This is a genomic window from Pseudomonas sp. Pse79, from assembly GCF_024519615.1.
GTDB classification, from domain to species: Bacteria; Pseudomonadota; Gammaproteobacteria; order Pseudomonadales; family Pseudomonadaceae; genus Aquipseudomonas; species Aquipseudomonas veronii.
This window is the reverse complement of sequence record NZ_JALJRR010000004.1, coordinates 177,498-198,559: the sequence shown is the minus strand read 5'-3', so window position 1 is coordinate 198,559 and position 21,062 is coordinate 177,498. Positions and strand designations below refer to the sequence as shown.

General features: G+C 61.8%; 21 protein-coding genes and 1 pseudogene. 6 read left to right on the top strand and 16 right to left on the bottom strand.

The window, feature by feature from the left end:
• Positions 1-7: 7 nt before the first annotated feature.
• From NR164_RS07945 to ubiE, 6 genes are read right to left on the bottom strand one after another with little or no spacing between them, the layout of a single operon-like run.
• Positions 8-286, bottom strand: a complete 279-nt coding sequence (locus NR164_RS07945; protein ID WP_017849886.1) for a twin-arginine translocase TatA/TatE family subunit — start codon at positions 284-286, stop codon at positions 8-10.
• Positions 287-311: 25 nt separating this feature from the next.
• Positions 312-644: a phosphoribosyl-ATP diphosphatase gene (locus NR164_RS07940; protein WP_017849885.1), complete on the bottom strand. Its 333-nt coding sequence runs from the start codon at positions 642-644 to the stop codon at positions 312-314.
• A gap of 2 nt (positions 645-646) precedes the next feature.
• Complete coding sequence (hisI, locus tag NR164_RS07935) at positions 647-1,039, bottom strand: phosphoribosyl-AMP cyclohydrolase (RefSeq protein ID WP_017849884.1); 393 nt, start codon at positions 1,037-1,039, stop codon at positions 647-649.
• A gap of 41 nt (positions 1,040-1,080) precedes the next feature.
• Complete coding sequence (ubiB, locus tag NR164_RS07930) at positions 1,081-2,685, bottom strand: ubiquinone biosynthesis regulatory protein kinase UbiB (protein ID WP_017849883.1); 1,605 nt, start codon at positions 2,683-2,685, stop codon at positions 1,081-1,083.
• Entirely contained in the window at positions 2,682-3,305 is a 624-nt protein-coding gene (locus NR164_RS07925) for an SCP2 domain-containing protein (protein WP_017849882.1), read from the bottom strand. The genes ubiB and NR164_RS07925 overlap by 4 nt, the downstream gene beginning before the upstream one ends.
• Complete coding sequence (gene ubiE / locus NR164_RS07920; RefSeq protein ID WP_017849881.1) at positions 3,305-4,075, bottom strand: bifunctional demethylmenaquinone methyltransferase/2-methoxy-6-polyprenyl-1,4-benzoquinol methylase UbiE; 771 nt, start codon at positions 4,073-4,075, stop codon at positions 3,305-3,307. Before ubiE ends, NR164_RS07925 begins: the two co-directional genes overlap by 1 nt.
• Positions 4,076-4,219: 144 nt before the next feature.
• Here ubiE and NR164_RS07915 point away from each other — a divergent pair, with 144 nt between their 5' ends.
• The 3 genes from NR164_RS07915 (at position 4,220) to NR164_RS07905 (ending at position 5,904) form a co-directional block, all read left to right on the top strand.
• Complete coding sequence (locus NR164_RS07915) at positions 4,220-4,495, top strand: polyhydroxyalkanoic acid system family protein (RefSeq protein ID WP_017849879.1); 276 nt, start codon at positions 4,220-4,222, stop codon at positions 4,493-4,495.
• 104 nt (positions 4,496-4,599) lie between these two features.
• Positions 4,600-5,022, top strand: coding sequence for a phasin family protein (locus NR164_RS07910; protein ID WP_046384976.1), 423 nt, complete (start codon positions 4,600-4,602; stop codon positions 5,020-5,022).
• A 12-nt stretch (positions 5,023-5,034) separates the two neighbouring features.
• Complete coding sequence (locus NR164_RS07905) at positions 5,035-5,904, top strand: phasin family protein (protein WP_079442679.1); 870 nt, start codon at positions 5,035-5,037, stop codon at positions 5,902-5,904.
• A gap of 113 nt (positions 5,905-6,017) precedes the next feature.
• Here NR164_RS07905 and NR164_RS07900 read toward each other — a convergent pair whose 3' ends face one another.
• The 10 genes from NR164_RS07900 to NR164_RS07855 form a co-directional block, all read right to left on the bottom strand.
• Positions 6,018-6,638, bottom strand: a complete 621-nt coding sequence (locus tag NR164_RS07900; protein ID WP_017849876.1) for a TetR/AcrR family transcriptional regulator — start codon at positions 6,636-6,638, stop codon at positions 6,018-6,020.
• Positions 6,639-6,666: 28 nt separating this feature from the next.
• Positions 6,667-8,349 carry a class II poly(R)-hydroxyalkanoic acid synthase gene (gene phaC, locus NR164_RS07895; RefSeq protein WP_079442680.1) on the bottom strand — a complete coding sequence of 561 codons (1,683 nt, stop codon included), beginning with the start codon at positions 8,347-8,349 and terminating at the stop codon, positions 6,667-6,669.
• Positions 8,350-8,437: 88 nt separating this feature from the next.
• The gene (phaZ, locus tag NR164_RS07890; protein WP_017849874.1) at positions 8,438-9,283 is read right to left on the bottom strand and encodes a poly(3-hydroxyalkanoate) depolymerase; all 846 of its coding nucleotides are present in this window, start codon (positions 9,281-9,283) and stop codon (positions 8,438-8,440) included.
• Positions 9,284-9,446: 163 nt separating this feature from the next.
• Complete coding sequence (gene phaC / locus NR164_RS07885; RefSeq protein WP_017849873.1) at positions 9,447-11,126, bottom strand: class II poly(R)-hydroxyalkanoic acid synthase; 1,680 nt, start codon at positions 11,124-11,126, stop codon at positions 9,447-9,449.
• Between the two features lie 249 nt (positions 11,127-11,375).
• Entirely contained in the window at positions 11,376-11,753 is a 378-nt protein-coding gene (locus tag NR164_RS07880) for a gamma-butyrobetaine hydroxylase-like domain-containing protein (RefSeq protein ID WP_017849872.1), read from the bottom strand.
• Positions 11,754-11,900: 147 nt separating this feature from the next.
• Positions 11,901-13,238 (bottom strand): ATP-dependent protease ATPase subunit HslU, encoded by a 1,338-nt coding sequence (gene hslU / locus NR164_RS07875; protein WP_256822581.1) that lies wholly within the window; start codon positions 13,236-13,238, stop codon positions 11,901-11,903.
• Positions 13,239-13,276: 38 nt separating this feature from the next.
• Positions 13,277-13,807, bottom strand: a complete 531-nt coding sequence (gene hslV / locus NR164_RS07870; RefSeq protein ID WP_010563201.1) for an ATP-dependent protease subunit HslV — start codon at positions 13,805-13,807, stop codon at positions 13,277-13,279.
• A gap of 272 nt (positions 13,808-14,079) precedes the next feature.
• Positions 14,080-14,781, bottom strand: coding sequence for an SPOR domain-containing protein (locus NR164_RS07865; protein WP_256822580.1), 702 nt, complete (start codon positions 14,779-14,781; stop codon positions 14,080-14,082).
• 1 nt (position 14,782) lies between these two features.
• The gene (argS, locus tag NR164_RS07860; protein WP_057003632.1) at positions 14,783-16,519 is read right to left on the bottom strand and encodes an arginine--tRNA ligase; all 1,737 of its coding nucleotides are present in this window, start codon (positions 16,517-16,519) and stop codon (positions 14,783-14,785) included.
• Positions 16,520-16,750: 231 nt separating this feature from the next.
• Positions 16,751-18,970 (bottom strand): primosomal protein N', encoded by a 2,220-nt coding sequence (locus tag NR164_RS07855; protein ID WP_017849867.1) that lies wholly within the window; start codon positions 18,968-18,970, stop codon positions 16,751-16,753.
• Between the two features lie 225 nt (positions 18,971-19,195).
• On the opposite strand from NR164_RS07855, the gene rpmE reads away from it, so the two are divergent.
• The 3 genes and pseudogenes from rpmE (at position 19,196) to NR164_RS07840 (ending at position 21,048) form a co-directional block, all read left to right on the top strand.
• On the top strand, positions 19,196-19,426 hold the full coding sequence (gene rpmE / locus NR164_RS07850) for a 50S ribosomal protein L31 (protein WP_017849866.1): 231 nt from the start codon (positions 19,196-19,198) through the stop codon (positions 19,424-19,426).
• Between the two features lie 14 nt (positions 19,427-19,440).
• Positions 19,441-19,524 (top strand): annotated as a pseudogene (locus NR164_RS07845) (thermonuclease family protein); the annotation flags it as partial.
• Between the two features lie 255 nt (positions 19,525-19,779).
• Positions 19,780-21,048 (top strand): malic enzyme-like NAD(P)-binding protein, encoded by a 1,269-nt coding sequence (locus NR164_RS07840; protein ID WP_017849864.1) that lies wholly within the window; start codon positions 19,780-19,782, stop codon positions 21,046-21,048.
• Positions 21,049-21,062: the final 14 nt, after the last annotated feature.

Below are 21,062 nucleotides of genomic sequence, written 5' to 3'. Positions count from 1 at the left end.
TCAGTGCTCACGAGTCTTTGCGGATCGGCTCTTCGACTTTTTCAGCCTGCACGTCGAAGGTGCGACGCTCGGTGATCGGCTGGGTCGCCTGCGGGTGGACCGGTTGGGCCGGCGGCACCGGGTTGGCGGCGGGTTCGGCGGGTTTTTCGTCGTCGTTCATGGCCTTGCGAAAGCCCTTGATCGACTCGCCCACGTCGGTGCCGAGGTTTTTCAGTTTCTTGGTGCCAAATACCAGAACGACCACCACCAAGATGACGATCCAATGTTTCCAGTCAAAAATGCCCATGCTGCAATTCCTCTGTAAAAGTTATTCAGGCGGACGGGCGCGAGGCCTTTTCGGCATGCCCGGACAAGCCGAAGCGACGGTCCAGTTCATCCAGCACGGCCTGCGGATGCTGCCCCAGTTGGGCGAGCATGACCAGGCTGTGGAACCATAGGTCGGCGGTTTCGTAGATCACATCGCTGCAGTCGCCGCTGATCTCGGCATCCTTGGCGGCGATGATGGTCTCGACGGATTCTTCGCCGAGTTTTTCCAGGATCTTGTTCAGGCCCTTGTGGTACAGGCTGGCGACGTAGGAGCTTTCGGCATCCGCGCCTTTGCGCTCTTCCAGCACCTGGGCCACACGGTTCAGGGTATCGCTCATATTCAGTGTCCTGCCGAGTAAATGGCGTGCGGGTCTTTGAGTACCGGCTCCACAACCTTCCACTCGCCGTTCTCGAACACGCGATAGAAGCAGCTGTGGCGGCCGGTGTGGCAGGCGATGCCGCCGATCTGCTCGACCTTGAGGATCACCACGTCGGCGTCGCAGTCCAGGCGTATCTCGTGCAGGGTTTGCACGTGCCCGGACTCTTCGCCCTTGCGCCACAGTTTGCCACGCGAACGTGACCAGTAAATGGCGCGCTGCTCAGCGGCGGTGAGGCTCAGGGCCTCGCGGTTCATCCAGGCCATCATCAGCACGCGCCCGGTCTTGTAGTCCTGGGCAATGGCCGGCACCAGGCCGTCACTGTCCCACTTGATCTCATCCAGCCAGTCTTTCATCTTCGGCTCCGGCAATTTGCGACAGTGTATAACCGGATTGGCTACCGACGCACGATCAGATAAACACCCACGGCGACCATGATGCCGGCCGGCCAGTGGCCCAGTTGATTCAGCGGCCCGCCGATGGCCAGCATCACCCCGCCGACCAGATGCGCGGCGCCCAGCAGGCGCAGGAACCAGTCGTCCTTGCGCGTGTGCCACGGCGGCGTCGGGTCTTTGGCGTGGGGCTGGGACATGCGTTCCAGCAGGTCGCGGGTCATGTTGGCCAGGTGCGGCAGTTGCTCCACCTGGCTCTGCAGGTTGCCCAGCAGGGTTTTCGGGCTGACCCGCTCGCGCATCCAGCGTTCGAGGAACGGCTGGGCGGTGTTCCACAGGTCGAGGTCGGGGTACAGCTGGCGGCCCAGGCCTTCAATGTTCAGCAGGGTTTTCTGCAGCAGCACCAACTGCGGCTGCACTTCCATATTGAAGCGCCGCGCGGTCTGGAACAGGCGCATCAGCACCTGGCCGAAGGAAATGTCTTTCAGCGGCTTTTCGAAGATCGGCTCGCACACGGTGCGGATCGCCGCTTCGAATTCGTTGAGCTTGGTTTCCGCCGGCACCCAACCCGAATCGATGTGCAACTGCGCCACGCGGCGGTAATCGCGCTTGAAGAAGGCGAACAGGTTGCGCGCCAGGTAGTCCTGGTCTTCCGGGGTCAGGCTGCCGACGATGCCGCAGTCGATCGCAATGTACTGCGGGCTCCACGGGTTGAGGGTGCTGACGAAGATATTGCCGGGGTGCATGTCGGCGTGGAAGAAACTGTCGCGGAACACCTGGGTGAAGAAGATCTCCACGCCGCGCTCGGCGAGCATCTTCATGTTGGTGCGCTGGTCGGCCAGGGTCGCGAGGTCGGTGACCTGCACGCCGTAGATGCGCTCCATCACCAACACTTTAGGGCGGCACCAGTCCCAGTACACTTGCGGCACATATAGCAGCGGTGAGCCTTCAAAGTTGCGCTTGAGCTGGCTGGCGTTGGCCGCTTCGCGCAGCAGGTCGAGTTCGTCGTAGATGGTTTTTTCGTAGTCGGCGACCACGTCCACCGGGTGCAACAGGCGCGCGTCGGCGGAGAAGCGTTCGGCGGCGCGGGCGAGAATGAACAGCCACGCCAGGTCTTGGCCGATGATCGGCTTGAGGCCCGGGCGAATCACCTTCACCACCACTTCTTCGCCGGTCTTGAGCTGCGCCGCATGCACTTGCGCCACCGAGGCCGAGGCCAGGGGCTCGACGTCGAAACGGCTGAACACGTCGCTGATCTTCCGGCCCAACTGCTCTTCGATCAGCTTCATCGACTGCTGCGAATCGAACGGCGGCACGCGGTCTTGCAGCAGCATCAGTTCGTCGGCGATGTCTTCGGGCAGCAGGTCGCGACGGGTCGAGAGGATCTGCCCGAACTTGATAAAGATCGGCCCCAGATCCTGCAAGGCCAGGCGCAGGCGCGCGCCACGGCTCAGGTCCAGCGGCTTGCGCGGGAACCAGCGCCACGGCAGCACATAGCGCACGGCAAGCAGGAACCACGGCAACGGCAGGGCGAACAGCAGGTCATCGAGGCGGTAGCGGATTACGACGCGCTGGATACGGAACAAACGGCGGACGGCGAGCAGCTTCATGCGTTATCGCTTGGATCAAGGGAACGGCTCAGGCGCTCGAAGCGGGCCTCAAGGCGTTCCAGGTCGATTTTGGCCTTGTCGAGTTCACGAAAGCGCGCTTGCGCTTCCCGTTGTCCGACCAGGGTGCGCGATTCTTCGCTCAGGTATTCGGCGAGGTTCTGGTTGAGGCTGGCGAACCCCTGCTGGTACCAGCGCGTGCGACTGCGCAGGTGGCCGCTGATCAACTGGGTGGGCACGGGGCCGATCCAGCGCGACAGTTCGTATTCCCAGTCCAGTTCCAGGTCCTGCAGCACGGCGGCCAGGTCCATCAGCACCGCGCTGTCGCCTTCCAGCGCCACTTCGGGGCCGTGGAGGATGGCGGTCTTGTTGCGGCTCAGCGCCAGGTGCAACAGGCTCGAGGCCGGCGCACGCAGGGTGCAGTCGGCCTCGGCGGCCCAATGGGTCGCGAGCAACAGGCCTTCGTCGCTGGGCAGGATAAACAGCTGCAAGGCGGGGCTCGTGCAATCGACGGCGATGATCTTGCCGTTCAAGTGCGCCAGCCGCGCCAGGGCGGTGCTGTCCAGGCGCAGCACGCGGTTGACGCCGTGTTCGACGCTGGCGAGCAGGCCTTGGAACAGCATCAGGGCTTGATGCCGCGGTGCAGGGCGACGATGCCCGAGGTCATGTTGTGGTAGGTCACGCGGTCGAAACCGGCGTCCACCATCATCGACTTCAGGGTTTCCTGGTCGGGGTGCATGCGGATCGATTCGGCCAGGTAGCGATAGCTCTCGGCGTCGTTGGTGATCAGCTTGCCCATCAACGGCATGAAGGCGAACGAGTAGGTGTCGTAGACCTTGGACATCAATGCGTTGGTCGGCTTGGAGAACTCCAGCACCAACAGCCGGCCACCGGGCTTGAGCACGCGCAGCATCGAGCGGATCGCGTCTTCCTTGTGGGTCACGTTGCGCAGGCCGAAGGCGATGGTCACGCAGTCGAAATGGTTGTCGGGGAACGGCAGCTTCTCCGCATCGGCCTGGACGAATTCGATATTGCCGGCCACGCCTTTGTCGAGCAGGCGATCGCGGCCGACCTTGAGCATCGAGCCGTTGATATCCGCCAGCACCACCTGGCCGGTCGGGCCGACCAGCTTGGAGAACTTGGCCGCCAAGTCGCCCGTGCCGCCGGCGATGTCCAGCACGCGGTTGCCGGTACGCACGCCCGACAGTTCGATGGTGAAGCGCTTCCACAGGCGGTGCATGCCGCCGGACAGCACGTCGTTCATCAGGTCGTACTTGGCCGCAACGGAGTGGAACACTTCAGCGACTTTCTGCGCTTTCTGGCTTTCCGGGACGTTCTTGAAGCCGAAGTGAGTGGTGGGTTCGGCATCGCTGCCTTTGCGCTGATCAGTCATATCGCTGTCACCAAAAGAGAATGCGGGACATGATAATCCCCAAGGCCTGCTTTGTCTTGGCAAGGCTGAAGGTAAGATAGGTGCTCACCGAGACCTTTTGCCGCATGGCAGGTGTTCAAGTCGTTATAAAGAGGAGTCGTTGCAATGGCCCGTATCACTGTTGAACGTGCACACACCCTGGGTAAAGAAGGCGCACGGGCGAAGGCCGAGAAGCTGGCACAGAAACTCCAGGATCAATATGGCCTGGAGCCTTCGTGGTCTGGCGATACGTTGAACCTCAAGCGTTCGGGGGTTAAAGGCACGGTGCAGGTCGCCGCTGATCTGTTGCGTATCGATGTGGAACTGGGCCTGCTGATGTCGGCCATGAGTGGCACCATCAAGACTGAAATCGAGAAAGCCCTGGATAAAGCCTTGGCCTGATCCGACTGTTGTTAGGGTGCCGATTCTAATTTTTCTGCCTACTTTGTGCCCAAGCCCTCAACTTCTGCGGGCCGTTCCTCCACCCTTTTTGCGTGAGGTGCACCATGGCCAAAGTTACCCTGAAGAAAAAAATCGACGCCCCGAGCCACGCCCTGGACGAGGTTAAAACCTATGCCCGCAAGATCTGGCTGGCAGGCCTGGGTGCCTATGCCAGGGTCGGAAACGAGGGCGGCGCGTACTTCAAAGAGCTGGTAAAGACTGGGCAACATGTTGAAAGTAAAGGTAAAAAAGTTGCCGTTGAACAACTTGATGCTGCCAACAGTCAGATTGACCAAGTAAAGAGTAATCTCTCCAGCGTCAAAGGCCGGGTTGAAGTTCAACTGGATAAAGTTGAAAAAGCTTTTGACACTCGTGTTGCAAGTGCCTTGAATCGAATCGGCATTGCGTCTAAACATGACGTGGAGACACTCTCTGCTAAGCTCGAAGAGCTGACGGCATTGCTCGAACGTGTCGCGCGTAAACACTAAGGAGACATCGGGATGGCTGTTAAAAAGACTACTCAGAAAGAAGGCAGCTCGTGGGTCGGGAAAGTTGAAGAATATTCCCGCAAGATCTGGCTGGCTGGTTTAGGCGTTTACTCGAAGATCGACAGTGACGGCAGCAAACTCTTCGAGACGTTGGTTAAAGACGGCGAGAAGGCCGAGAAGTTGACCAAAAGCACCGTGGGTAAAAAAGTCGATGCGGCCAAGGCCAGCGCCGGTTCCGCCAAGTCGAGCATTTCCGAGACTTGGAACAAGTTGGAAGAAACTTTCGACAAGCGCCTTAACAGTGCGATTTCGCGACTGGGCGTACCCAGCCGTGCTGAAGTGAAAGCACTGCACAGCAAGGTCGAGACCCTGACCAAGCAAATCGAAAAACTCACCGGTGCCAAAGTCACCCCGGTGAAGGCTGCTGCGTCCAAGCCTGCCGCTAAAACCGCTGCCGCCAAACCGGCTGCGAAAACGACCGCCAAGCCACTGGTCAAAGCCGCCGCCAAGCCGGCTGCCAAACCTGCGGCCAAAGCGCCAGCCAAAGCCGTGGCTAAACCTGCGGCCAAGCCAGCGGCGAAAGTTGCAGCGGCCAAACCTGCGGCCAAGCCAGCCGCTAAACCAGTGGCCGCTAAAGCCGCTGCCAAGCCTGCTGCCAAACCCGCCGCTAAAGCGGTCGCCGCCAAACCTGCAGCGGCCAAACCTGCCGCCGCGAAGAAGCCGGTAGCCGCGAAAAAGCCCGCAGCAGCGAAGCCGGCCGTGGCCGCCAAGCCTGCGCCTGCGGCACTCGCCGCTTCCAGCGCCAACTCGGCAGCCGCGCCGACCGCTGCGCCTGCACCGACTGCCGCATCGGTAACCCCGACGCCATCCAGTCAGTCCTGATCTTTTCGGGGCACCTGAAAAAGCGCCCGGCCTGTGAAGGTCGGGCGTTTTTATGATCGGTCAGTCCATTCGATTGCCGCACGGTTCTCGCGCAGTGCCTGTAAGGCACACGTTTAACCCGGATCGTCCATATAGCGCAGCGCCAGGCGCTCCGTGGTTTCCCGCGCCGCTGGCAACAGGTGCGGCGCGACGAGCATCATGATCTGGTAGACCACCACCTGCACCTCGCCTTCACGGTCGAGAATGCGTTGGTAGTCCAGGGAAAACAGCAGGGTCATGGTGATCTGCTCCACCAATTGGCCCAGCGCCTGGGTGCTGCTGACCAACTGCCCCGCCGCCTGCAGCCGTGCGAGTAATGACGCCAGGGTGCGCTTGAGCGCCGTGAGCAGGTGGCGAATGCCCCTTGCCAGTTTCGGCAGGCGCCCCGCCAGGTTCGACAGGTCCTGGAACAGGAACCGGTAATGGGCCATGCGCTCGACGATCAGGTGCAGGAACAGCCAGTAATCCTGGGCCTCCAGTTGCGCGCCCGGCGGTGGGTCGAGCAGGGGCGCCAGCTCACTCTGGAAACGCTCGAACAGCCCGAGCACCAGCGGTTCCTTGCCATGGAAGTGGTAGTAGAGATTGCCGGGGCTGATCCCCATTTCATTGGCCACCTCCATGGTCGACACGTTCGGTTCGCCCTTGTGGTTGAACAACAGCAGGGCACATTCAAGGATACGGTCGCGGGTTTTCATCCGGTCTTCTTAAATAGGATCGTTGAGCTCAGCGGACCCGCACGTATGTGCCTGGCGCTGCTTCCATCGGTGGGTAATTCTGGTTGCCCAGGGCGGTGAGGGTTTCGCGTTGTACGCCCGAGCGCGCTTGAATCCACGCCAGCCACTCGGGCCACCAGCTGCCTTCGACGTGGCTGGCGTCGTAGTACCAGGCGCGTGGGTCGCTGCTCAGCTTGAGGTTCTCGACGTAGTTGGCCTTGGGGTTGCCCGGCGGGTTGAGGATGCTCTGGATATGCCCGCTGTTGGACAGCACGAAGCGCCGCTCGCCGCCCAGCAACTGCGTGGAGCGGTACACCGCGTCCCATGGCGTGATGTGGTCGTTGATCCCGGCCACGCTGAAGCTGTCCACCGTGACCTTCTGCAAGTCGATGGGCGTGCCGCACACTTCCAGGCCACCGGGACGGCTCAGCGGGTTGTGTTTGAAGAAGTCCAGCAGGTCGCCATGCAGGGCGGCGGGCAGGCGCGTGTTGTCGTTGTTCCAGTACAGGATGTCGAAGGCCGGCGGTTCCTTGCCCAGCAGGTAGTTGTTGATCCAGTAGTTCCAGATCAGGTCGTTGGGGCGCATCCAGGCAAATACCTTGGCCATGTCGCGACCGTCCAGCACGCCTTGCTGGTAGGAGCGGCGCTTGGCGGCTTCCAGGGTTTGCTCGTCGGCGAACAGGGTGGCGGGGCTGTCGATCTGGCTGTCGAGCAGGCTCACCAGATAGCTGGCGCTGGCGACGCGGCGCAACTGGCGCTTGGCTTGCAGGTGGCCTTGCAGCGCGGCGATGGTCAGGCCGCCGGCGCAGGCGCCCATCAGGTTGACCTCGCGGGCGCCGGTGATTGCGCGGCAGACGTTGAGTGCTTCCTCCAGCGCGGCCACGTAGGTGGACAGGCCCCATTCGCGGTGGCGCACATCCGGGTTGCGCCAGCTGACGATGAAGGTCTGCAGGCTGTTTTTCAGGGCGTACTGCACGAAGCTGTTGGCCGGGCTCAGGTCGAAGATGTAGTACTTGTTGATTTGCGGCGGCACGATCAACAGGGGCTTGGCGTACTGCTTTTCGCTCATGGGCTTGTACTGGATCAGCTCCAGCAGCTCATTGCGAAACACCACCGAGCCTGGCGTGGTGGCGACGGTCTTGCCCACTTCAAAGGCGTGCTTGCTGACCTGGCGCGGCAGGCCGTTGTTGTGCAGCATGTCTTCGAACAGGTTGCTCACGCCGCGCACCACGCTGTTACCGCCGGAGTTGAGCAGTTCCTTGATGGCCAGCGGGTTGAGCAAGGTGTTGGAGGGCGATACCGCATCGTTGATCAGGGTGAACGCGAAGTGCGCGCGGGCGCGGTCATCGGCGCTCAGGGTGCTGTCATCGATCCAGCTGCGGGTTTGCTTCTGCCAGCTCAGGTACGCCTGCAGGCTGCGCCGGTACAGCGGGTTGAGGGCCCAGGTCGGGTCGATGAAGCGGCTGTCGTGGGGGTTGGGTTCATGCACGGTTTCGCCCAGCAGCACGCGCCCCAGTTGACCGCCCAGGGCCAGGGCATGACGAGCGGTATGCACCGGGTTGCGCAAGCCGTGGGCGGCGACGCTGCGCAGGGTCGACAGCAAGTCCCGGCCGCGCAGGCCGGTGATCGCATTTTGCGCATTGATGAACGCGGCAGGGGTGGGCGCCGGGTTCGTCACGGGTCGTTCTCGCATGAGCCAACACTCCTTCGTCAAGTCATCAACAGGCACGCCAATTCAGAACCATAGTCGGTTCTCGGCAAGTTGCGCGGCGGTGTGGTCCTTACACCGCCGGACGGGGATGAATCACCGCCCGCAGGCGCTCCTCCTCGAGAAATTTCATGATGATCGGCGCCACGGCTTCGGCGCGAGTGATCAGGAACAGGTGGCCATCATCGATGATGTGCAGCTGTGCGTTGGGAATGCGCCAGGCGAGCATCCGCATGTTGATCAGCGGGATCAGCGGGTCGTCGTCCCCGGCCAGCACCAGGGTCGGCTGACGGATCTTGTGCAGCCAGTGGATGCTGGTCCAGCCCAGCCCGGCGAACAGTTGCCAGTAGTAACCCAGCTTGCCGGCCGAGCGCACTTTGCTCGCGTGTTCGGCGGCCAGGTTCGAATCGCGGCGGAACGAACCGCCATAAATCATCGGTGCAATACGCACCACGTGAGACGGCTGGATATAGCGCCGCGGGCTCGCCATCAGCCACAGCACTTTCGGCTTGCCCGGCACCATCACCGCACCGGCGGCGGTCGCGGCGAGAATCAGCTTCTTGCAGCGCTCCGGGTAGTCGTAGGCAAACTGCTGCGCCAACGCGCCGCCCCAGGACACGCCCACCGCATTCACCTGGCCGTAGTCCAGGTAATCGAGCATACGCGCGGTGAGCTTGGCCAGGCCGGGAAAGCGATACGGCCGCTTGGGTGTCGACGAGCCGCCCACGCCCGGCACATCGAAGGCGATCACTTCCAGGTCCGGGTCCAGGGCCTGGACGAACGGAAACACCAGCTCGAGGTTGGCGCCGATGCCGTTGAAGATCAGCAGTGGCGTCAAGTGCGACTTGCCCGGGCGTACCGCCGTGCGGATGGTCTGGCCATCCAGGTCGATGGTGCGGAAGATGAACGGTTGCGGCATGCTCAAGCCCTGTGAAGTATTGCAGTCCGAGTGAGGTCAGTGTGGGAGGGGGCTTGCTCCCGATGACGTTCGGTCAGTCAATGGATCTGGTGACTGATACACCGCTATCGGGAGCAAGCTCCCTCCCACATTTGATCTCATTTCAATCCCAAAAAAGTGTGCTCTAGCGTTCATGCACATAGGTACCCGGTGCCGCTTCGGCTGCGGCGTAGGTTTTATTGCCTAATGTCGTCGGTGCCTTCTTCAACTTGCCCGCCCGCTCCGCCTGCCACGCCTGCCAATGCAACCACCACGAGTCGGTGTGCTTGGTCGCATTTTCCTGCCATTCCAGCGGCTTGCCCGCCAGGCCGTCGCTGGTCTGGTAGCGCGCCTTGGGGTTGCCCGGCGGGTTGAGGATGCTCTGGATATGCCCGCTGCTCGACAGCACAAACTCCACCTTGCCGCCAAACAGCTGCGCCGACTTGTAGCAGGACTGCCACGGCGTGATGTGGTCGTTGGTGCCGGCCAATGAGTAGATATCGGCCGTGACCTGCTTGAGGTCGATCGGCGTGCCGCACACTTCCAGGGCATTGGCGCGCACCAGTGGGTTGTTCTTGAACAGTTCGATCAGGTCGCCGTGGAATGCCGCCGGCAAGCGCGTGGTGTCGTTGTTCCAGAACAGGATGTCGAACACCGGCGGCTCGTTGCCCAGCAGGTAGTTGTTGACCCAGTAGTTCCAGATCAGGTCGTTGGGGCGCATCCAGGCAAACACCTTGGCCATGTCGCGGCCTTCCAGCACGCCGGCCTGGTAGGAGTGGCGCTTGGCCGCTTCCAGCGTCTGCTCGTCGACGAACAGCGCCACCTGGGTGTCCAGGGTGGTGTCCAGCACGCTCACCAGCAGGGTCAGGGCGTTGACCTTCTTCTCCCCCAGCGCCGCGTAGTGGCCGAGCAGGGCGGTGCAGGTGATGCCGCCGGAGCAGGCGCCGAGCATGTTGATGTCTTGGCTGCCGGTAATCGCGGTGACCACATCGACCGCTTCCTTGAGCGCCTCGATATAGGTCGACAGGCCCCACTCGCGCTGGGCCTTGGTCGGGTTGCGCCAACTGACGATAAACGTCTGCTGGCCGTTGCGCAGGCAGAAGCGCGCCAGGCTCTTATCCGGGCTCAGGTCGAAGACATAGAATTTGTTGATCTGCGGTGGCACCACCAGCAGCGGGCGTTCGTGGACCTGTTCGGTGATCGGCTTGTACTGGATCAGCTCCAGCACGTCATTGCGAAACACCACCGAACCTTCGCTGGTACCCAGGGACTTGCCGACCTCAAACGCGCCCATGTTGACCTGGCTCGGCATGCCGCCGTTGTGAACCATGTCCTTGGCCAGGTGGGACAGGCCGTCGAGCAGGCTTTTGCCGCCGGTTTCAAAGAAGCGCTTGACCGCCGCCGGGTTGGCCGCCGTGTTGGAGGGGGCCATGGCTTCGGTCATCAGGTTGATCACGAAGTGACCGCGGCTGATGTCCTGTTCCGACAGGTTGCTGTCACCGATCCAGTCGTGCAGTTCCTTGCGCCACGCCAGGTAGGTTTGCAGGTAACGCTTGTAGAGTGGGTTCTGGCTCCAGGCCGGGTCGTGAAAGCGACGGTCATCGCTTTCGGGCACCAGCGCGGATTTGCCGAACATCACATTTTTCAATTCGACGCCAAAGTGGGCAACATGCTTGACGCTGTGCAACGGTTGTCTGATGGCTTGGCTCAGCACCATCTTCGCTGAGGCCAATAAGTCCTTTTTACGTAACGCGATGATCGGGTTCAGCCCCAAGGTGTTTTCCGAGGCCTGGCGTTTCAAGTCATCGTTATTCTTGTTACTCATCTACGACGCTCCATTGTCCGAAAGACGAGTACCGGGTACCGCTGCGCACCACGTTTCGATACACAACACAAGCCAGGTACTGCGACTCGGGTGACCGTTGATACCGCATCGTCAAATGCAGGGAACTTGCCAGTTCCATTGGTTACCCGAGTTTAATTTTTTTCGCAAGCGGGCCAATCGTTGGCCACAGGAGTGGGCATTCAAGCAGATGGAATTAGAAAATGCCCTCTAAAGCGCAAGAAGCCTGGGCTAGAGCATCAGCCGCACGACTGACTGATCCGGGTCGCGGGTTTTTCCGGCCGCTTTGAGTTCGGCGAGGTAATCGGTCCACAGCGCATCCTGACGCACGGCCAATTGGTAGAGGTAGTCCCAGGTGAACAATCCGCTGTCGTGTCCGTCGTCGAAGATCAATTTCAGTGCGTACTGACCGGCCGGTTCGATCTTGTTCAAGCGCACGTTGAGCTTGCCGAATTGCAGGATGGGTTTGCCGTGGCCCTGGACTTCGGCGGAAGGCGAATGTACCCGTAGGAATTCGGCGGGCAACTGGTAGGCCTCGTCGGGCCCGTAGGTGAGGCCGAGGGTGTTGGAGGTTTTGTGCAGGTTTACAGCAGTAGGAAATTTCGACATTGATGAGATCCTGAATAAACCGGCTTCAAAATGTGGGAGGGGGCTTGCCCCCGATGGCGGTCGGTCAGACAGATGTATGCTGACTGACACACCGCTATCGGGGGCAAGCCCCCTCTCACATTGAAGCAAAGCAGTGCTGTGTGAGGCTTACAGGATATAGCGAGACAGATCTTCGTTCTGCGCCAATTCGCCCAAGTGGCTGTTGACGTAGGCGGCGTCGATCTGGATCGCTTCGCCATTCTGCGCACCGGCCAGGTCGCCGGCGCTGAACGACACTTCCTCGAGCAGGCGCTCCAGCAAGGTGTGCAGGCGACGGGCGCCGATGTTCTCGGTCTTCTCGTTGACCTGCCAGGCGATTTCCGCCAGGCGCTTGATGCCGTCCGGCAGGAACTCGATGGCGAGGCCTTCGGTTTTCAGCAGCTCGCGGTATTGCTCGGTGAGCGAGGCATGCGGCTCGCTGAGGATGCGTTCGAAGTCGCCCGGGGTCAGCGCCTTGAGCTCCACGCGAATCGGCAGGCGGCCTTGCAGCTCCGGCACCAGGTCGCTTGGCTTGCTCAGGTGGAACGCACCGGAGGCGATAAACAGGATGTGGTCGGTCTTGACCATGCCCAGCTTGGTGTTGACGGTGCAGCCTTCGATCAGCGGCAGCAGGTCGCGCTGTACGCCCTCGCGGGACACGTCGACGCCACCGGAGTTACCGCGCTTGGCCACCTTGTCGATCTCATCGATAAACACGATGCCATGCTGCTCGACCGCTTCCAGGGCCTTGGCCTTGAGTTCTTCCTCGTTCACCAGGCGCCCGGCTTCTTCGTCGCGCACCAGTTTCAGCGCTTCCTTGACCTTGAGCTTGCGGCTTTTCTTCTTGCCCTTGCCCATGTTGGCGAACAGGTTCTGCAGCTGGCTGGTCATTTCTTCCATGCCGGGCGGCGCGGAGATGTCGACGCCGGACATTTCGGCGACTTCGATCTCGATTTCCTTGTCATCCAGCTGGCCTTCACGCAGGCGTTTGCGGAACAGCTGGCGAGTGTTGGAGTCCGAGGCTGGCGCGGCGTCTTCGTTGAAACCCATGCGCGCCGGTGGCAGCAGGGCGTCGAGGATACGTTCTTCGGCGGCGTCTTCGGCGCGGTGGCTGACCTTGGTCATTTCCTGTTCGCGCAGCAGCTTCAAGGCAGCGTCGGTCAGGTCACGAATGATCGACTCGACGTCGCGGCCCACGTAGCCGACTTCGGTGAACTTGGTCGCTTCGACCTTGATGAACGGGGCATTGGCCAACTTGGCCAGGCGCCGGGCGATTTCGGTTTTACCGACGCCGGTCGGGCCGATCATCAGGATGTTCTTGGGCGTTACTTCAACGCGCAGTTCTTCCGGCAGTTGCATCCGGCGCCAGCGGTTACGCAGCGCGATGGCAACGGCGCGCTTGGCATCGTCCTGGCCGATGATATGGCGATTGAGTTCATGGACGATTTCGCGGGGAGTCATGGACATAATGTTTGGCGGTCCTCAAGCGGGAATAAGCCTACGGCTTACTCGGCGAGGTCCTGCTCCTCAATGGTGAAGTTGTGGTTGGTGAACACGCAGATATCGCCAGCGATACCCAGGGCGGTTTCGACGATTTCGCGGGCCGACAGGTCGGTTTTCTTCAACAGTGCGCTGGCTGCCGCTTGGGCATAGCCACCGCCGGAGCCCATGGCGATCAGGCCGTGTTCAGGCTCAACCACATCGCCGTTACCGGTGATGATCAGCGACGCGTCTTTGTTGGCAACGGCCAGCATGGCTTCGAGGCGGCTGAGGGAGCGGTCGGTACGCCATTCTTTGGCGAGTTCGACGGCGGCGCGAACCAGGTGGCCCTGGTGTTTTTCCAGTTGGCCTTCGAAACGTTCGAACAGGGTGAAGGCGTCTGCGGTGGCGCCGGCAAAGCCTGCGAGCACCTGGCCGTGGTACAGGCGACGCACTTTCTTCGCGTTGCCTTTCATCACGGTATTGCCAAGGGAAACCTGGCCGTCGCCGCCCATGACGACTTTGCCGTGGCGACGTACTGAAACGATGGTGGTCAAGGGGAGAGTCTCCACGCAGCGGGGCGAAAATGCCCTGGTGGGAACTGATATGGGGGTAGCGGGGATGATTTCAACCTTGGGAGGTTGGTACGGACGAATGGTGTCTATTGGTCTGACACCCTTTCGAGAACCGCCTAAAACCAATGTGGGAGGGGGCTTGCCCCCGATCGCGGTGTATCAGTCGCCGAAAATATTGACTGATCTACCGCTATCGGGGGCAAGTCGAATCGTCGCACCGCCCCTCCCACATTTTGATTGGTGTTGGCTTTAGGTCAGCGGCTCTGGCGCTGTTGTAACAACAGGTTGCTAAAGCCCGCGCCGGCCAATTGTTTCTGCGCCACGGTCAGTTGCTCGCGGTTGCTGAACGGGCCCACCAACACTCGATACCACGTTGCCTCCTTCACCGTGCCGGACTCCACCGTGACCGCCTGGCCCAGCAGGATGATCTGTGCACGCACGCGATCGGCGTCCGCCTGTTTCGGGAACGAGCCCGCCTGCAGGAAGAACTTGGTCACCGGCGCGGCCTTGGTGGTCGCAACCGGCGGCGGTGGCGGCGGGGTGATCCCGGCCAGCGCGGCCTGGGCCCGTGCCGTGTCGATTTTGGCCGCTTCCGCCGGAGTGACCGGCGTGGTCGGTACTTGCGGCGTCGGCAGGGTTTTCTCCGGCACGGCGTCGGGCGGCACGATCACTTCCGATTCCGGCAGCAGGGTGTAGAAGTCGTACTTGGGCTTCACCGGCGCGGTCGGGCTTGGCGCGGTCTTGTTGGCCTCGGCCATTTTCGTGGCTTTTTGCTGCTCCTGTTTGACCCGTTTGACGTCATCGCCCTGGCCGGGGTCCAGCTTCATCAGGAATACGATAAACGCGCCGACCGTGAGGCCGATGGCCATCCACAACCAGCCCGGAATGGGCTTCTTCGCCGGTGCCTGGTAGCGGCTGGCGCCGCGCTTGGGTGTAGGTTTTTTCTTGGCAGCCAACTTACATACGCTCCAGAGTTTCCAGGCCCAACAGTTCCAGGCCTTGCTTGAGGGTCCGTCCAGCCAGTGCGGCGAGGCGCAGGCGACTCTGCTTGTGGGCTTCGTCGTCGGCGGTGAGGATCGGGCAGTTCTCGTAGAAGCTGGAGAACAGCCCGGCGACTTCGTACAGGTAGGTGCAGAGGATGTGCGGCGTGCCTTTCTCGCCGACGCTGTTCAGCACTTCGCCGAATTGCGCCAGCTTGGCGCCCAGTTCCTGTTCCTGGGGCGCTTGCAATACGATCTGCCCTTGCACTTCGCTGAAGTCCTTGCCCAGCTTGCGGAACACCCCGGCCACGCGGGTGTAGGCGTACAGCAGGTACGGCGCGGTGTTGCCTTCGAAGTTGAGCATCAGCTCGAAGTTGAAGCTGTAGTCGCTGGTGCGGTGCTTGGACAGGTCGGCGTATTTCACCGCGCCAATGCCCACCACGCGGGCAATGTTGCGCAGGTCGGCGTCCGCCAGCTCCGGGTTCTTTTCCTTCACCAGGTTGTAGGCACGTTCCTGGGCTTCGTTCAGCAGGTCGATCAGCTTCACGGTGCCGCCGTCGCGGGTCTTGAACGGGCGGCCGTCGGCGCCGTTCATGGTGCCGAAGCCCATGTGTTCCATGTGCATCGGGTGCGTGACGAAACCGGCGCGGCGCGCCACTTCGAACACCTGCTGGAAGTGCAGGGCCTGGCGCTGGTCGACGAAATACAACGCGCGATCCGCCTTGAGCACGCCGCTGCGGTAGCGCACGGCGGCCAGGTCGGTGGTGGCGTAGAGGTAGCCGCCATCGGCCTTGACGATGATCACCGGCAGCGGCTCGCCCTCGGCGGTCTTGAATTCTTCGAGGAACACGCACTGCGCGCCGTTGCTTTCCACCAGCAGGCCTTTGGCCTTGAGGTCGTTGACCACGTTGATCAGGTCGTCGTTGTAGGCGCTTTCGCCCATGACGTCGGCCATGGTCAACTTGACGTTGAGCAGTTCGTAGATGTGCTGGCAGTGGGCCAGCGAGATATCGCGAAAACGCGACCACAGCTCCAGGCATTCCGTGTCGCCGGCTTGCAGCTTGACCACCAGGCCACGGGCGCGGTCGGCGAACGCTTCGGATTCGTCGAAACGCTTCTTCGCGGCGCGGTAGAAGTTTTCCAGGTCCGACAGCTCGTTGCTGGTGATCGGGTTTTCCTGCAGGTAGGCCATCAGCATGCCGAACTGGGTGCCCCAGTCACCGACGTGGTTCTGACGGATCACGGTGTCGCCGAGAAACTCCAGCACCCGCGCCACGCCGTCGCCGATGATGGTCGAGCGCAGGTGGCCGACGTGCATCTCTTTGGCCAGGTTGGGCGCCGACAGGTCGATGGCCACGCGCTCGGCAGGGCCGGCCTTGCGCACGCCGATTTTGGCATCGGCCAGCGCCGCGTCCAGGCGCGAAGCCAGGGCCTCGGTGTTCTGGAAGACATTGATAAAGCCCGGGCCGGCGATTTCGGCCTTGCTCACCTGCGGGTCGGCCGGCAGCGCGGCGATAATTTTCTCCGCCAGGTCGCGCGGCTTCATGCCGGCCGGCTTGGCCAGCATCATCGCGATGTTGCTGGCGAAGTCACCGTGGGTCTTGTCGCGGGTGTTTTCCACCTGGATCGCCGGCGTCAGGCCTTCAGGCAACACACCTTCGTTGACGAGTTGGGTGAGGGCTTGTTGGATCAGCTGGCGAATGGTGTCTTTCATGGTGTTCTCTTTCGACCGCAAGCGGTGGCGCGCGATGCGCAGGTGGAAAAACTGGGCATTATCCGTGGCGAGGGCGGGCTTGCCAACCGTTCCAGACCTGCGGGGCTTTTTAAGGGCATCCTGCCCACTTGTAGGAGCGAGCTTGCTCGCGAAAATCGTCAACGATAACGCGGATATTCGGGTTTACGTGGCGCTCTCGGGGTTTTCGCGAGCAAGCTCGCTCCTACAGGGCTAGTACAAATCGACCGGGTCCACATCCAACGACCATCGCACCTGGCGACCGCTGGGCATTTGCTCCAGCGCAAGTAACCAGCTACTTAACAGCCGATGCAGCGGTGCGCGGGACGTTGCCTGCAAGAGTAGCTGAGCGCGGTAGCGTCCGGCGCGGCGTTCCATGGGCGCGGGCACCGGGCCGAGCAATTCGATGCCGCTCAGGCCTAACTCGCCGAGCAGGCGCTCGGCGGCGCTGCAGGCTTCATCGAGAAAACCTTCCGCCTGCCCTGGCTTGTGCGCCTCGGCGCGCAGCAGCGCGAGGTGGGCAAAAGGCGGCAGGCCGGCGGCGCGGCGTTCGCTCAAGGCCTGCTCGGCAAACGCGAAATAACCTTGTTCGGTCAGTTGGATCAGCAGCGGATGGTCGGCCAGGTGGGTCTGGATGATCACCTTGCCCGGCTCTTCGGCGCGCCCGGCACGGCCGGCGACCTGCACGATCAACTGCGCCATGCGCTCGCTGGCGCGGAAGTCGCCGGAGAACAAGCCGCCGTCGGCATCCAGGATCGACACCAGGGTCACCCGTGGGAAGTGATGCCCCTTGGCCAGCATCTGCGTGCCTACCAGGATGCACGGCTGGCCCTTCTGGATGGTGGCGAACAGCTGGTTCATCGCGTCCTTGCGCGAGGTGCTGTCGCGATCGACCCGCAGCACCGGGTAGTCCGGGAACAGGATGCCCAGACGTTCTTCGGCGCGTTCGGTGCCCGCGCCGACCGGTCGCAGGTCGACTTTGCCGCATTGCGGGCAATGGCGCGGTACTCGTTCCACATGGCCGCAGTGATGGCAGCGCAACTCGCCATGGCGCTGGTGTACGGTCATGCGCGCATCGCAGCGTTCGCATTCGGACATCCAGCCGCAGTCATGGCACAGCAAGGTCGGCGCGAAGCCGCGACGGTTGAGAAACACCAGGACTTGCTGGCCGGCGGCGAGGGTCTGGCCGATGGCTTGTTGCATCGGCCCGGAAATACCGCTGTCCAATGGCCGGCTTTTTACATCCAGGCGTAGGAAGCGCGGTTGCTTGGCGCCGCCTGCGCGCTCATTCAGGCGCAGCAGGCCATAGCGGCCGGTGTAGGCGTTATGCAGGCTTTCCAGGGACGGCGTGGCCGAACCCAGCACGATCGGAATGTCTTCCTGACGCGCCCGCACCAGGGCCAGGTCGCGGGCGTGGTAGCGCAGGCCTTCCTGCTGTTTGTACGAACCGTCGTGTTCTTCGTCGATGATGATCAGCCCGGGATTTTTCATCGGGGTGAACAGCGCCGAGCGGGTGCCGATAATAATGTCGGCCTCGCCGTCCCGCGCCGCCAGCCACGATTCCAGGCGTTCACGGTCGTTGACCGCCGAATGCACCAGGGCGATGCGTGCGTTGAAACGCTGCTCGAAACGCGCCAGGGTCTGCGGGCCGAGGTTGATCTCGGGGATCAGCACCAGCGCCTGTTTGCCCGCTTGCAGGGTTTCGCGGATCAACTGCAGATAGACTTCGGTCTTGCCGCTGCCGGTCACGCCGGCCAGCAGGAACGCGTGAAAGCAGTCAAAACCTGCGCGAATGGCTTCATAGGCCGCACGTTGCTCGGGGTTCAGCGGCAATTCCGGTTGGGCCAGCCAGTGTTCATGGCGCGGGTCCGGGGCGTGCTTGCGGATCTCGACCTGCACCAGGCCTTTGGCGAGCAGCAGGTCGAGGCTGTCTTTGCTCAGCATCAGCTTGCTCAAGAGCTGGTGGGCCACGCCATGGGGATGCTGCGCCAGTGTCGCCAGGGCGTCACGCTGACGCGGGGCGCGGGCGATGCGCGGGTCGTCGAGACGCGCGCCGGGCACCGTCGACCAGAAGCGTTCCTGGCGCGCTTCGGCCAGCTCGCCCTGGCGCAGCAGCACCGGCAGCGCCCAGCTCAAGGTGTCGCCCAGGCTGTGCTGGTAATACTGGGCGGTCCACAGGCACAGCTTGAACAACGCCGGCGGCAGCGGCGGCGTGGTGTCGAGGATGGCCACGGCCGGCTTGAGCTTTTCCGCTGGCACTTCACTGTGATCGGCCACTTCCACCAGGATGCCGATCATTTCCCTGCGCCCGAACGGCACCCGCACCCGCATGCCTGGCTGCAACTGCGCCCGCAGCACGCCGGCCGGGGCCCGGTAGTCGAACAGGCGGCGCAGGGGCGAGGGCAGGGCTAGGCGCAAAATGGCGTCGGGCACGCAGGGGTTCTCTATAAAGGAGGGTGATGACGAAGGGCGGGAGCCTAGCAGACGAGGGATGCGTTGGGTATGCCGCGGTTTTCGGATGAAAGGGGCTTTGGTGTGCTGAATCGATGCAGAGCGGCGCTTGCGCGTTTAAAAAGGTCTGGTAGAATCCGCGGCCTAATTACGTGCGGTATTCGACAATGGTGTCGAGTGGCGGCACGCTAGCCTGAGGAAGTCACCATGAAAGCCGGTATCCATCCAGCGTACGAAACCATCGAAGTCACCTGCAGCTGCGGCAACAAGTTCGAAACCCGTTCGAACCTGTGCAAGCCACTGGGCACTGACGTATGCAACGAGTGCCACCCGTTCTACACCGGTAAGCAGAAAACTCTGGACACTGGCGGCCGTGTACAGCGCTTCGCAGATCGCTTTGGTGCTTTCGGCAAGAAGCCTGCTACTCCAGCAGAGTAAGGCTCAAAGGCCCTATGGGCTTTTGCCAGCTGTTGAAAAAGGCGCCCCTTGCGGGCGCCTTTTTTGTGCCCGCGATTTGGCTGGCGGCAGCCCAGGCCGGCCTCGGTCATCAGGCTTTGCTCGGCTAAGCAGGCACTCCAGCGCAGTTGCAGTGGTTGAAATCGACACTCGAGGAAAAATTGTAGACATTTTTTAAGTCGATTGTGAACAGTTGAGCCCTTGTGTCCCGTGGCTCTTGGCCGAAAGTCGTAGTGTACGGCGCTTGACACCGGTGACTGCCCAGTCTTGTAGGGGCTTTACGACACGAGTATCCTCGGCGGTCCGTCGACCAACAGTAAAAGCGGAATGCCGATATGTCTGATTTGAAAACTGCCGCTCTCGAATATCATGCCCTTCCTCGTCCAGGAAAGCTGAGTGTAGAGCTCACCAAAGCCACTGCCACCGCTCGCGACCTGTCGCTGGCCTACAGCCCTGGCGTTGCCGAGCCCGTCCGTGAAATCGCCCGTGACCCTGAGTTGGCGTACAAATACACCGGCAAAGGCAACCTGGTTGCAGTGATTTCCGATGGCACCGCGATTCTTGGCCTGGGTAACCTCGGCCCATTGGCTTCCAAGCCAGTCATGGAAGGTAAAGGCGTGCTGTTCAAGCGCTTTGCCGGCATCGATGTGTTCGACATCGAAGTCGATTCCGAGAGCCCGCAGGCTTTCATCGACACCGTCAAGCGCATTTCCATCACCTTCGGTGGCATCAACCTGGAAGACATCAAGGCACCTGAGTGCTTCGAGATCGAAAAGGCTCTGATCGAACAGTGCGACATTCCGGTATTCCACGATGACCAGCACGGCACCGCGATCGTTACCGCGGCCGGCATGATCAACGCCCTGGAAATCGCTGGCAAAACCCTGGCTGACGCCAAGATCGTCTGCCTGGGCGCTGGCGCTGCGGCCATCTCGTGCATGAAGCTGATCGTCAGCATGGGCGCCAAGCTGGAAAACATCTACATGGTCGACAGCAAGGGCGTGATCCAGTCCGAGCGTACCGACCTGAACCAGTACAAGGCGATGTTTGCGCATCCGTCCTCCAAGCGCACCCTGGCTGAGGCCCTCGACGGTGCCGACGTATTCGTCGGCCTGTCCGGTCCGAACCTGCTGAGCGCTGAAGGCCTGAAGGCCATGGCAGCCAACCCGATCGTGTTCGCCTGCTCCAACCCGGACCCAGAAATCGCGCCGGAACTGGCACACGCCACCCGCGACGACGTGATCATGGCGACCGGCCGTTCGGACTACCCGAACCAGGTCAACAACGTGCTGGGCTTCCCGTTCATCTTCCGCGGTGCCCTGGACGTTCGCGCCAAGCGCATCAACGAAGAAATGAAAGTGGCGGCCGCCAACGCCCTGCGTGAACTGGCCAAGCTGCCGGTGCCTCAGGACGTGTGCGATGCCTACGGTGGCGCCAAGCTGGAATTCGGTCGTGAGTACATCATTCCGAAACCAATGGACAAGCGCCTGATCACCGTGATCTCCGACGCCGTGGCCAAAGCTGCGATCGAGACCGGTGTGGCCACCCTGCCGTATCCGAAAAACTACCCGCTGCAAAGCGTGGATGATGTGTTCAACGGCTAAGCCGTTGTAGCGCA

What these genes read in the sequence shown, in the direction of transcription:
- NR164_RS07940 (WP_017849885.1), bottom strand. Translation starts at nt 644, where the DNA reads ATGAGCGATACCCTGAACCGTGTGGCCCAGGTGCTGGAAGAGCGCAAA.
- phaZ (WP_017849874.1), bottom strand. Translation starts at nt 9,283, where the DNA reads ATGCCGCAACCGTTCATCTTCCGCACCATCGACCTGGATGGCCAGACC.
- hslU (WP_256822581.1), bottom strand. Translation starts at nt 13,238, where the DNA reads ATGTCCATGACTCCCCGCGAAATCGTCCATGAACTCAATCGCCATATC.
- phaC (WP_079442680.1), bottom strand. Translation starts at nt 8,349, where the DNA reads ATGCGAGAACGACCCGTGACGAACCCGGCGCCCACCCCTGCCGCGTTC.
- NR164_RS07915 (WP_017849879.1), top strand. Translation starts at nt 4,220, where the DNA reads ATGGCCCGTATCACTGTTGAACGTGCACACACCCTGGGTAAAGAAGGC.
- ubiE (WP_017849881.1), bottom strand. Translation starts at nt 4,075, where the DNA reads ATGACTGATCAGCGCAAAGGCAGCGATGCCGAACCCACCACTCACTTC.
- argS (WP_057003632.1), bottom strand. Translation starts at nt 16,519, where the DNA reads ATGAAAGACACCATTCGCCAGCTGATCCAACAAGCCCTCACCCAACTC.
- phaC (WP_017849873.1), bottom strand. Translation starts at nt 11,126, where the DNA reads ATGAGTAACAAGAATAACGATGACTTGAAACGCCAGGCCTCGGAAAAC.
- NR164_RS07905 (WP_079442679.1), top strand. Translation starts at nt 5,035, where the DNA reads ATGGCTGTTAAAAAGACTACTCAGAAAGAAGGCAGCTCGTGGGTCGGG.
- NR164_RS07880 (WP_017849872.1), bottom strand. Translation starts at nt 11,753, where the DNA reads ATGTCGAAATTTCCTACTGCTGTAAACCTGCACAAAACCTCCAACACC.
- hisI (WP_017849884.1), bottom strand. Translation starts at nt 1,039, where the DNA reads ATGAAAGACTGGCTGGATGAGATCAAGTGGGACAGTGACGGCCTGGTG.
- NR164_RS07900 (WP_017849876.1), bottom strand. Translation starts at nt 6,638, where the DNA reads ATGAAAACCCGCGACCGTATCCTTGAATGTGCCCTGCTGTTGTTCAAC.
- ubiB (WP_017849883.1), bottom strand. Translation starts at nt 2,685, where the DNA reads ATGAAGCTGCTCGCCGTCCGCCGTTTGTTCCGTATCCAGCGCGTCGTA.
- NR164_RS07840 (WP_017849864.1), top strand. Translation starts at nt 19,780, where the DNA reads ATGTCTGATTTGAAAACTGCCGCTCTCGAATATCATGCCCTTCCTCGT.
- NR164_RS07945 (WP_017849886.1), bottom strand. Translation starts at nt 286, where the DNA reads ATGGGCATTTTTGACTGGAAACATTGGATCGTCATCTTGGTGGTGGTC.
- NR164_RS07925 (WP_017849882.1), bottom strand. Translation starts at nt 3,305, where the DNA reads ATGCTGTTCCAAGGCCTGCTCGCCAGCGTCGAACACGGCGTCAACCGC.
- rpmE (WP_017849866.1), top strand. Translation starts at nt 19,196, where the DNA reads ATGAAAGCCGGTATCCATCCAGCGTACGAAACCATCGAAGTCACCTGC.
- NR164_RS07910 (WP_046384976.1), top strand. Translation starts at nt 4,600, where the DNA reads ATGGCCAAAGTTACCCTGAAGAAAAAAATCGACGCCCCGAGCCACGCC.